Origin of the sequence: Pandoraea bronchicola, from assembly GCF_902459805.1 — a bacterium.
Taxonomy (GTDB): domain Bacteria; phylum Pseudomonadota; class Gammaproteobacteria; order Burkholderiales; family Burkholderiaceae; genus Pandoraea; species Pandoraea bronchicola.
On record NZ_CABPST010000014.1, the window covers coordinates 159,364 to 169,925 of the forward strand.

Annotated in this window: 8 protein-coding genes and 1 pseudogene; 7 read left to right on the plus strand and 2 right to left on the minus strand. The window is 63.7% G+C overall.

Features of this window, described 5'->3' with window-relative positions; all coding sequences use genetic code 11:
- Nucleotides 1–31: 31 nt before the first annotated feature.
- Together PBR20603_RS24635 and PBR20603_RS21220 are read right to left on the minus strand one after the other, a co-directional pair.
- Nucleotides 32–151, minus strand: a pseudogene (locus PBR20603_RS24635) (ESPR-type extended signal peptide-containing protein); the annotation flags it as partial.
- 9 nt (nucleotides 152–160) lie between these two features.
- Entirely contained in the window at nucleotides 161–1,930 is a 1,770-nt protein-coding gene (locus PBR20603_RS21220; RefSeq protein WP_174978009.1) for a ShlB/FhaC/HecB family hemolysin secretion/activation protein, read from the minus strand.
- A 585-nt stretch (nucleotides 1,931–2,515) separates the two neighbouring features.
- On the opposite strand from PBR20603_RS21220, the gene PBR20603_RS21225 reads away from it, so the two are divergent.
- From PBR20603_RS21225 to PBR20603_RS21255, 7 genes are all read left to right on the plus strand, one after another.
- A complete protein-coding gene (locus tag PBR20603_RS21225; RefSeq protein ID WP_150561431.1) occupies nucleotides 2,516–4,858 on the plus strand; it encodes a bifunctional salicylyl-CoA 5-hydroxylase/oxidoreductase in 2,343 nt (780 codons plus the stop codon).
- A 9-nt stretch (nucleotides 4,859–4,867) separates the two neighbouring features.
- Nucleotides 4,868–5,689 carry an SDR family NAD(P)-dependent oxidoreductase gene (locus tag PBR20603_RS21230; protein WP_174978010.1) on the plus strand — a complete coding sequence of 274 codons (822 nt, stop codon included), beginning with the start codon at nucleotides 4,868–4,870 and terminating at the stop codon, nucleotides 5,687–5,689.
- A gap of 35 nt (nucleotides 5,690–5,724) precedes the next feature.
- A complete protein-coding gene (locus tag PBR20603_RS21235; RefSeq protein ID WP_150561432.1) occupies nucleotides 5,725–6,588 on the plus strand; it encodes an enoyl-CoA hydratase family protein in 864 nt (287 codons plus the stop codon).
- 13 nt (nucleotides 6,589–6,601) lie between these two features.
- Entirely contained in the window at nucleotides 6,602–7,786 is a 1,185-nt protein-coding gene (locus PBR20603_RS21240; RefSeq protein ID WP_150561433.1) for an acyl-CoA dehydrogenase family protein, read from the plus strand.
- Between the two features lie 37 nt (nucleotides 7,787–7,823).
- Nucleotides 7,824–9,467, plus strand: a complete 1,644-nt coding sequence (locus tag PBR20603_RS21245) for an AMP-binding protein (protein ID WP_150561434.1) — start codon at nucleotides 7,824–7,826, stop codon at nucleotides 9,465–9,467.
- A 73-nt stretch (nucleotides 9,468–9,540) separates the two neighbouring features.
- Complete coding sequence (locus PBR20603_RS21250; RefSeq protein WP_150561435.1) at nucleotides 9,541–10,011, plus strand: acyl-CoA thioesterase; 471 nt, start codon at nucleotides 9,541–9,543, stop codon at nucleotides 10,009–10,011.
- Between the two features lie 2 nt (nucleotides 10,012–10,013).
- Entirely contained in the window at nucleotides 10,014–10,421 is a 408-nt protein-coding gene (locus PBR20603_RS21255; protein WP_150561447.1) for a RidA family protein, read from the plus strand.
- Nucleotides 10,422–10,562 lie beyond the last annotated feature (141 nt).

Consider the following 10,562-nt stretch of genomic DNA (forward strand, 5'->3'; position numbering starts at 1 on the left):
GATGAGGTGTGGACGGTATCGCGCCACCCACCCGCCGTCGGCGCGCACTGCGCCCGCTGCCGGGTGTCCGCCCGCGGCGAACGTTTTCGCCGACGGCAACCCACTGGCGTCGGACATGGCTGAAGATCAGACGAAAGCAACGTGTATTCATGGGTGGGACTCAGTAGCGAAGGGCGAGCGAGATGCCAGCAACAGCGGCATAGGTCGGGAACCGGGAGGGGGAGGAGAGGGGGCGGGCGATGAAGACGTCGTAACTGGCATTACCCCAGGGGCCGCCGTATGCCCCGATTTGTCCGCGCAGGCCGATGACCGCGCCAGCGAGTTGGGTGCCCGGAAGAAAGCGGGCGCTTGGACCGAACACGCGGCCGTAATCCACGCCGGCATACACCGCGTGTGCACTGGCGCCGATCGGGACATGTAACTCGTTGCGAAGGAAGAACCCGCGCTCTGCGCTCAAGGTCTGATCGCCGGTAAAGCCGCGTACGCTGTAGCGTCCGCCGATGGCTATCTGGTCGACCGCCCATAACGCATTCGCCGTGGTCTGGCCGTGGAACGTGCCGACGTATGTGGCGGTGAACGCCGATATCCGTAATGGCACGGACCACTGCACATCTGCCGTGAACATGCGGTACCGATAGGTTTGCCGCGTCGGCTGGCGAGTGACGGGGTCGCGCAGATCGTCTTGTGCGCCGAACCACGGCACGCCTTGCCGGTAGTTCAGCGCGATGTCGGCTTGCGCGGTGCCGAGGTATTGCCGGTGGGTGACGCCGGCCTGAAGGTAGGTGTTGTTCCGATACTGCTGCGAGATTTCGAAGTCTTCGATGAAGCTCTTGCCGAAGCGGCGTCCGAGCCGCGCATCGATCGCTGTCTTGCCAACGCTGTCGCGATGGACGACCCGCTCGATCCGGAGTTCTGCTGTCTGATTGCGACCGCTCGACACGAACGACTCGTTGGCGCCCGCAATGCGTTGAAAGTAAGCGCGCGTGCTCCCGAAGACCGAGACGGTGTTGTAACCCCATGGCACTGAATAGCTGGCGCTGCCCCCCTTGGTGCCGAACCGGTCGTCGCCGGTCGACAGGTCGTGCTGAACGGCGACATCCAGAAGGTCGTTCAACCCGAGCGGGTTGTCGATGCCGATGGCCAACTGTCCTTGCAGGCGTCCGGTATCGCGCGTGCCGCTGTTGTCGACGGAGGCCAGCAGGCGCCACGGACGTTGCCGCTTCACGTCGATCACGACGTCGCTCGAGCCCGGTGCGTCACCGGGCTCGATACGAATATCGGCGTCCTGGCTCGGCATCCGTTTGAGTTGCTCAAGCCCCTGCTCCAGTGCCGTCAGCGAGAGCACGTCGCCGGCACGCAGCGGCACGGCAGAACGCCAGCTACCGCGCACGGAAGGATCGGCGAAGCGGACCGACGAGACGGTCCCCGGAATGAGTTGCAGCCTCAGGTTCCCGTCTGCCAATTCCTGTTCGGGAACGGTCACGCGTGTCGTGACCCAGCCGCGGGCGAGGATGGCCTCGGTCGCCACGGCGGCGATCTGCGCAACCCCGTCGGCGCCCGCGCATTGCCCGACAAACGGGGCAAGCGTCGGTTCGACGAACGCGAACGACGCCGCAGGCGGGGTGCCGTCGAGCCCGGTCACGCTCACGCTGCGCAACACGACGCAAGGCGATTCGACTGGCAGGGTGTTGTTATCGACACCCGATGCGGCTGCAGCCGCGGATGGCAGCCGAATGTCCGGCGCGTCTGCTCGACGTTCGCGCTCCCCGGCTTCCCGGCGCTGGCGCTCTAGCTGTTCATCCTGGACGCCTTGCCGGGTGATCTCTCTGACCGCCGGCCGGGTGTGTTCTTGCGCTATGGCTGTGGTGCAAGCGAGAGCGAGCCCGCACGCGAACGTGCCCGATCGCAGCATCGCCGGCAGGTACGGCATGCACGGCGCCTGACGCGCGTGGCGGGTGTGGCGGACGTCACGCGCGACTCGGCCAACGCGGTGGGGGATAGAGGCGGGGGAGACCTGAGGGTCACGATATGCCACGGGTTGCACGGCCCTTGTTGATGATCGAAACGATGCATCGCGCAATCACGTCCACAACGGAGTCCGCGATTGCGGGGATCGGTGCGGACGCGAGCGCGAATGCGGCAAAAGGGCGCAACAGTGAGCACGGCGGACATGCAACAGCCGGGGGGGCTTACACCCTGGCGTCAGGCCAGAGGTCGAATCGAAACGCAAATGACGAGACGGCGGCGATTCTGTCGGATCGGTGGCGTGAGGGTTTTGGAATTTGAACCCGACACTCGGGTTTCCGGGAGCCTTAAATCGGGTACTCGCGTTTCCGGAGACATTCGCCGGCAGGCGGCGATATCCGCTGACTAAGTACTTTCCCTCCCCCTCCTGCGGTGGGGCTTGCCGGCCTTGCTGCCGGGAATTTTTTTCGCTAGTATTTTAGGCATAAACTATTTACGATTTAACAAAGGTCGGCTAGCGCGAAGCGATCTGTGAATCCGGAGGTTGGAGATGAATATCGTCTGTATCGGCGGCGGTCCTGCGGGCCTGTATTTCGGGTTGTTGATGAAGCTGCGCGAGCCTTCCCATCGTGTTGTGGTGGTCGAGCGCAACCGGCCCTACGACACGTTCGGCTGGGGCGTGGTGTTCTCCGACGCCACCATGGACAACCTTCAGGAAGCCGATCCCGTGAGCGCCGCGCAGATCAACGACGCTTTCAATCACTGGGACGATATCGACATCCACTTCCAAGGCCGCACCATCACCTCCGGCGGCCACGGATTCATCGGCATCGGCCGCAAGAAGCTGCTCAACATTCTGCAAGCACGCTGCGAAGCGCTTGGCGTCGAACTGGTCTTCGAGACGGACGTCTCCGACGATCAGGAAATCGCGCGCCGCTATCAGGCCGATCTGGTGATTGCCTCCGACGGCCTCAACAGCCGCATCCGCACCCGTTACGCCGACACGTACCGTCCGGATATCGATACGCGCCAGAATCGCTTCGTCTGGCTCGGCACGCATCAGCGCTTCGATGCCTTCACGTTCGCCTTTGAGAAGACGGAGCACGGCTGGTTTCAGGCGCACGCCTATCAGTTCGATGCCGACACGTCGACGTTCATCGTCGAGACGCCCGAGGAAGTCTGGCGCGCCCACGGCATCGATCAGATGAGTCAGGAAGAGGGGGTGAAGTTCTGCGAGAACCTCTTCGCGAAGTACCTCGGTGGCCATGAACTCATGAGCAACGCCAAGCACCTTCGCGGCTCGGCCATCTGGATTCGCTTCCCGCGCGTGATCTGCGAGCACTGGGTTCACTGGAGCGATATCGACGGCAAACGCGTCCCGGTCGTGCTCATGGGCGACGCCGCGCACACGGCGCACTTCTCCATCGGTTCGGGCACCAAGCTCGCGCTGGAAGACTCCATCGCACTCGCCGACGGCCTTGGCACCCAAGGTATTGATGCCCTGCCGGCCGTGCTGACCGATTACGAAGCAGCACGCAGCGTCGAAGTACTCAAGATTCAGAACGCCGCACGCAACTCGACCGAGTGGTTCGAAACGGTCGAGCGCTACGCGCGCTTTTCCCCGGAGCAGTTCGCCTATTCCCTGCTCACGCGTTCGCAACGCATCTCGCACGAGAACCTGCGCGTGCGCGACGCCGGTTACGTTGAAGGCTATGAAGACTGGCTTGCCGCGCAAGCGGGGGTGAAACGTGCCGAAGGGCAGCATGCGATTCCGCCGATGTTCACCCCGTTCCGTGCGCGCGAGCTCACGCTCAAGAACCGCATCGTAATGTCGCCGATGGCGATGTATTCGGCCGTCGATGGCGTGCCGGGCGATTTCCACCTCGTGCACCTCGGCAGCCGCGCGCTGGGCGGTGCAGGCATGATCGTGGCGGAGATGACCTGCGTGTCGCCGGACGCGCGCATCACGCCGGGATGCCCCGGTCTGTGGAACGATACGCAGCGCGACGCGTGGAAGCGCATCGTCGACTTCGTACACGCGGGCAGCGATGCCAAGATCGCCATGCAGATCGGTCACGCCGGTCGCAAGGGCTCGACGCGTCTGGCATGGGACGGTATCGATCTGCCCCTTGCCGACGGCAACTGGCCGCTGATCTCCGCCTCGCCGCTGCCGTATATCGAGGATGTGTCGCAAACGCCGCGCGAGATGACGCGTGCCGACATGGATCGCGTCAAGGACGACTTCGTGCAAGCCGCGCGTCGCGCCGCCGAAGCTGGGTTCGACTGGCTCGAGCTGCACTGCGCTCACGGTTATCTGCTCTCGAGCTTCATCTCGCCCCTCACGAACCAGCGCACCGACGAGTATGGCGGCTCGCTGGAGAACCGCCTGCGTTATCCGCTGGAAGTGTTCCAAGCCGTGCGCGATGTCTGGCCGTCGGCCAAGCCGATGTCGGTGCGTATCTCGGCGCACGATTGGGTCGAGGGCGGTATCACGCCTGACGATGCCGTTGCTATCGCCCGCGCTTTCAAGGACGCTGGCGCGGATCTGATCGACTGCTCGTCGGGACAGGTCAGCAAGGCCGAGAAGCCGGTCTACGGCCGCATGTTCCAGACGCCGTTCGCTGATCGCGTGCGCAACGAAGCCGGCATTCCGACGATTGCCGTCGGCGCGATCTTCGAGGCGGATCACGTGAACAGCATCATCGCGTCGGGCCGCGCCGATCTGTGCGCGCTGGCGCGCCCGCATCTGGCCGATCCGTTCTGGACGCTGCATGAAGCTGCCAAAATCGGCTACAAAGATTTGCCGTGGCCGGCGCAGTACTATGCGGGCAAACGGCAGTACGAGACCAATCTGGAGCGTGCTGCCGCCTACGCTCAACAGATCGGTAAATAAGGACAGTTCATGACGTCAACGACAACCTCGACTGGCATGTCACCGGTATTGCCGGTATCGCTGCGAGGCGTCCACGCCCTCGTCACCGGCGGCGCGCGCGGCATCGGTGAAGCCGTGGCCCGGTCGCTGCTGGCACAGGGCGCACGTGTGACGCTGCTCGGGCGCAGCGAAGCGACGCTCGCCAGCGGCGCGCAGGCACTGGCCGCATATGGCGAAGTTGCCTGGGTCAGCGCTGACATCTCCGACGCCGCAGCGGTCGAAGCGGCCTTCGCCCGTGCGGCCGGGCGTTTCGGCCCGGTGCAGGTGCTCGTCAACAACGCAGGGCAAGCCGTGAGCGCGCCGTTCGGCAAGACGGACAGCGCACTGTGGCAGCAGATGATCGACGTCAACCTGACGGGGACGTTCCACTGCATTTCTGCGGCGCTGCCCGCCATGCTGGCCGCAGGCTGGGGCCGCATCGTGAACGTTGCGAGTACCGCCGGGCTGATCGGTTATCCGTATGTCACGGCGTATTGCGCGGCCAAGCACGGTGTCGTCGGGTTGACGCGCGCGCTGGCGCTGGAAGTGGCGAAGAAGGGGGTGACGGTCAATGCCGTCTGCCCGGGCTACACGGAGACGGACATCGTGCGCGACGCCGTGGCGAACATCGTCGCCAAGACGGGCCGCAGCGAAGACGAGGCCCGCGCGGAGCTGGCCAAGCGCAACCCGCAAGGGCGTCTCGTGCAGCCGCAAGAGGTCGCCGACACTGTGCTGTGGCTTTGCCAGCCGGGCGCCGGTGCCGTAACAGGACAGTCGATCGCGGTCGCCGGCGGTGAAGTCACCGTCGGCTGAGCGCGCATGCAAAACCCATCCAAGGAGATCGGCCAATGAGTGACGTGAAACTGACGATGGCGCATCACAAGCGCCCGTTCGCGAACTATGAAGCCAAGCACTTTCTGTGGTCGGTGTCGAACGACGCGCAAGGGCGTCCGAGCATCGGCACGATCACGCTGAACCGTCCCGACAAGAAGAATCCGCTGACGTTCGACTCGTATGCCGAACTGCGCGATCTGTTCCGCGGTCTGGTCTATGCAACGGACATCAAGACGGTGGTCGTGACCGGCGCGGGCGGCAATTTCTGCTCGGGCGGCGACGTCCACGAAATCATCGGCCCGCTCACGCAGATGAGCATGCCGGAGCTGCTCGACTTCACGCGCATGACGGGCGATCTGGTCAAGGCGATGCGCGCCTGTCCGCAGCCGATCATCAGTGCCATCGACGGCATTTGCGCCGGTGCGGGGGCGATGGTGGCGCTTGCGTCGGATATGCGTCTGGGCACGCCGCAGACGAAGACGGCGTTCCTGTTCGTGCGCGTTGGGCTGGCGGGCGCCGATATGGGCGCTTGCACGCTGCTGCCGCGCATGATCGGGCAGGGACGTGCTTCCGAGCTGCTCTATACCGGTCGTGTGATGACAGCCGAGGAGGGCCAGCAATGGGGCTTCTTCAATGCGCTGCACGACGGTGGCGCGGTGCTCTCGGCAGCGCAGGCGCTGGCCGATCAGATCGCCTGCGGCCCGACGTTCGCGCACGGTGTGACAAAGAAGCTGCTGCATCAGGAGTGGAATATGGGCGTGGACGAAGCCATCGAGGCCGAAGCCGAAGCGCAGGCGATCTGCATGCAAACGAAGGATTTCCGTCGTGCCTACGACGCTTTCGTCGCGAAGCAGAAACCGGTATTCAAGGGCGACTGACGCGAGCGAGACGATGAGCGATATCACTCCCCACAATGCGCGCAACGCCGACTTTCTGGCGTGGCCGTTTTTCGACGACGCGCATCGCCGTCTGGGCGCAGCGCTCGACGCCTGGTGCTCGCAAGAGTTGAAGGTCGATCACCACGCGGACACCGACGCAACGTGTGTGTCGCTGGTGCGGCAACTGGGCCGTGCGGGCTGGCTGAAGTATTGCGTGCCGGCAATTCACGGCGGCGCGCTCGACAAGCTCGATTCGCGGGCACTGTGTGTGCTGCGCGAGACGCTCGCACGCCACGACGGCCTCGCCGACTTCGCCTTCGCGATGCAGGGGCTGGGCAGCGGTGCGATTACGCTCGCGGGCAGCGACGCGCTCAAGCAGCGTTATCTGCCGCGCGTGGCATCGGGTGAGGCGATTGCGGCGTTCGCGCTGTCTGAGCCAAACGCCGGGTCGGACGTTGCCGCGATGGCCTGCTCGGCTACGCCGGATGGCGACGACTATGTGCTCAACGGCGAGAAGACGTGGATTTCGAATGGCGGTATTGCGGACTTCTACTGTGTTTTCGTGCGCACGGGGGAAGCGCCGGGGGCGCGCGGCATCAGCGCGTTCGTGGTGGACGCGAATACACCCGGGCTGACGATTGCAGAGCGCATCGATGTGAGCGCACCGCACCCGCTTGCGCGCCTGAAGTTCGAGAACTGCCGCGTGCCGGCGTCGCAGCGTCTGGGCGAGGCAGGGCAGGGCTTCAAGGTCGCGATGATGACGCTGGATATTTTCCGCGCGTCGGTGGCGGCGGCGGCGCTGGGTTTCGCTCGCCGTGCACTCGACGAAGGATTGGCGCGCGCGAAGTCGCGCGAAATGTTCGGCCACACGCTCGCCGACTTCCAGATCACGCAGGCCGCGCTGGGCGATATGGCGACGTCGGTGGACGCGGCTGCCTTGCTGACGTATCGCGCAGCCTGGCAACGCGATGTGCAGGGCCAGCGCACGACGCGTGAGGCGGCGATGGCGAAGATGTTTGCGACGGAATCGGCGCAGCAGGTCATCGACCGCGCATTGCAGATGTTCGGCGGCGCTGGCGTGGTGTCGGGCGCCATCGTGGAACGTCTGTATCGGGAGATTCGCTCACTTCGGATTTATGAAGGGGCGACGGAAGTGCAAAAGCTGATCATCGCGCGAGAACTGCTCAAGGACGGCTGAGCGCTGTCATTGACTTACCGGGGGCAAGGAGAAGCACATGGAACGATCTGGACATCTCGACACTTTCGCGCGCGACAATCTGCCGCCCGCCGAGCAGTGGCCCGAGTTTCTGCTGGACAATCCGGATGTGGCATACCCGGCGCGCATCAATTGCGCCGCCGAACTGCTGGATCGTGTGATCGAGCAGGGGCGTGGCGATGCACCCGCGATTTATTCGGTCGAGAACGGCACGCCGACGGTCACGACGTATCTCGGTTTGCGCGAGATGGTGGATCGCATCGCTCATGTGCTTCGCAATGACATGGCGTTGGTGCCCGGCAATCGTGTGTTGCTGCGCGGCCCGAACAATCTGTTCATGGCCGCCGCGTGGCTGGCGGTGATCAAGGCGGGACTCGTCGGGGTGCCGACGATGCCGCTGCTCCGTGCGAAGGAACTCAAGCAGATCGTCGACAAGGCGGAGGTCGGTGCGGCGTTGTGCGATGGCCGACTGAAGGAGGAGCTGGAGTTCAATCGTCAGTCGAGCCACGAGTATTTCTGTCCGGCGTTGACGCAGGTGGTGTATTTCCACGATGTGGGTGAGGACTCACTGGAGGCGCGCATGGCGCGTCAGCCGGCGAGTTTCGACGCCTGTGACACGGCGGTGGACGACGTATGTCTGATCGCGTTCACGAGCGGCACGACGGGCCAGCCGAAGGGCACGATGCATTTTCATCGTGACGTGCTCGCGATGTGCGATCTGTTCCCTCGCCATGTGCTCAAGCCAGGCCCGGATGACATCTTCTGCGGCACACCCCCGTTAGCGTTCACTTTCGGCACGGGCGGCTTGTTGACGTTCCCGTTGCGCGTCGGGGCGGCGACGGTGTTGCTCGAGAAACTCACGCCGGACAGTTTGTTGCAGGCGATCGAGCAATATCGCGCGACGATCTGTTTTACGGCGCCGACGTTTTATCGTCAGATGGCGGCGCTTGTGGGCAAGTACGATTTGTCGAGCCTGAAGAAGACGGTGTCGGCAGGCGAGGCATTGCCCGATGCGACGCGTCAGCTATGGAAGCAGGCTTCCGGCATCGAGATGATCGACGGCATTGGCGGCACGGAGATGATCCACATTTTCATCTCGGCGGCGAACGGTGACGTGGTTCCCGGCGCGATCGGCAAACCGGTGCCCGGCTACATCGCAATGATCGTGGACGAGAACATGCAGCCGCTGCCGCCGGGCAAGGTGGGCAAGCTGGCAGTGAAGGGACCGACCGGATGCCGGTATCTCGCGGACTCCCGTCAGACGAATTACGTGAAGAACGGCTGGAATCTGCCGGGCGACACGTTCATGTGCGACGAAGCGGGCAATTACTACTATCAGGCCCGCTCGGACGACATGATTGTCTCGGCCGGGTACAACATCGCTGGCCCGGAAGTCGAGTCGGCGCTGTTGAAGCACCCGGCAGTGGCAGAGTGCGGCGTGGTGGGCGCGAGCGATGAGGCACGCGGTCAGATCGTGAAGGCGTATGTAGTGCTGAAGGCCGGCGAAGCGCGCGACGACGCGATGGTGAAGGCGCTTCAGGAGTATGTGAAGGCTAACATCGCCCCCTATAAGTATCCGCGGTCGATTGAGTTTGTCGACGCACTACCGCGAACGGAAACAGGCAAACTGCAACGCTTCAAGCTCCGGCAATTGGGGCAGTGAGATAGGAGGGGGGGGCGCTCCAGTGGGCGCCCACTCACGTTGACACGATCCTGCACGCAGGGGAGAAAGAACTATGTCGGAGGCCGATGTGCCCGCGCACGCATTCGTGAAGCCGCTGCTGGTGCGCTTCAAACATTGCGATCCAGCGGGCATCGTGTTTTATCCCCGCTATTTCGAGATGATCAACGATCTGGTCGAAGACTGGTGCGCCGAAGGGCTCAACCTGTCGTTCGGCGAGATGCATCTGCGCGATGGCATGGGCGTGCCGACAGCGAACATCGAATGTCGCTTCAGCGCACCCAGTTTTTTGGGCGAGACGCTTCTGCGCTCGCTGGAAGTTACGCGTCTCGGCCGCTCGTCAATGACGCTGCGTATCCGGTTCGCCGGTGCGAACGACGAGACGCGTCTACAAGCCACGCTGGTACTGGTCTGGGTCGCGAAAGGCAAGGGCGGCAAGCCCGCCCCGATCGCCATACCCCCGGCCCAACGCGAGGCAATCGTGCGCTTTGCCGCACCCGATTCTGTAATTGAAGGAGTGTCCTGATGCTGCAAGTTCTGCAACCACCCGAATGGGCGAAACCGCGCGGCTACGCGAACGGCATGGCTTTCGAGATGACGGCAGGCAGCCGCATCGTGTTTGTCGGCGGTCAAATTGGCTGGAACGCACAGCAACGTTTCGAAACAGATGATTTCGCACTCCAGGTGCGCCAGACGCTCGAGAACATCGTGGCGATTCTCGCCGAAGGCAATGCCAAGCCAGAACATATCGTGCGCATGACCTGGTACGTCAAGAACAAACGCGAGTACGTGGAGAGCTATCGCGCCATCGGTGAACACTACCGTGCCATCATCGGACGACACTTTCCCTCAATGACCGCCGTCGAAGTGGCCGATCTGATCGAGGACGAAGCCAAGGTGGAGATCGAAGTGACAGCCGTCGTGCCCGCCGCTTGAGGCCTTTTTGTTTGTGAGTGGTCACTGAGGTCAGGCGGCGCCGCGCCGTGCCGCGCACTCCCTGACACCGCCCTCCAGACGGACCGGAGCCCCTTTCCGCCTCTCAGACATAAACCCAACTCGATTCAGAAAGGGGCCCCG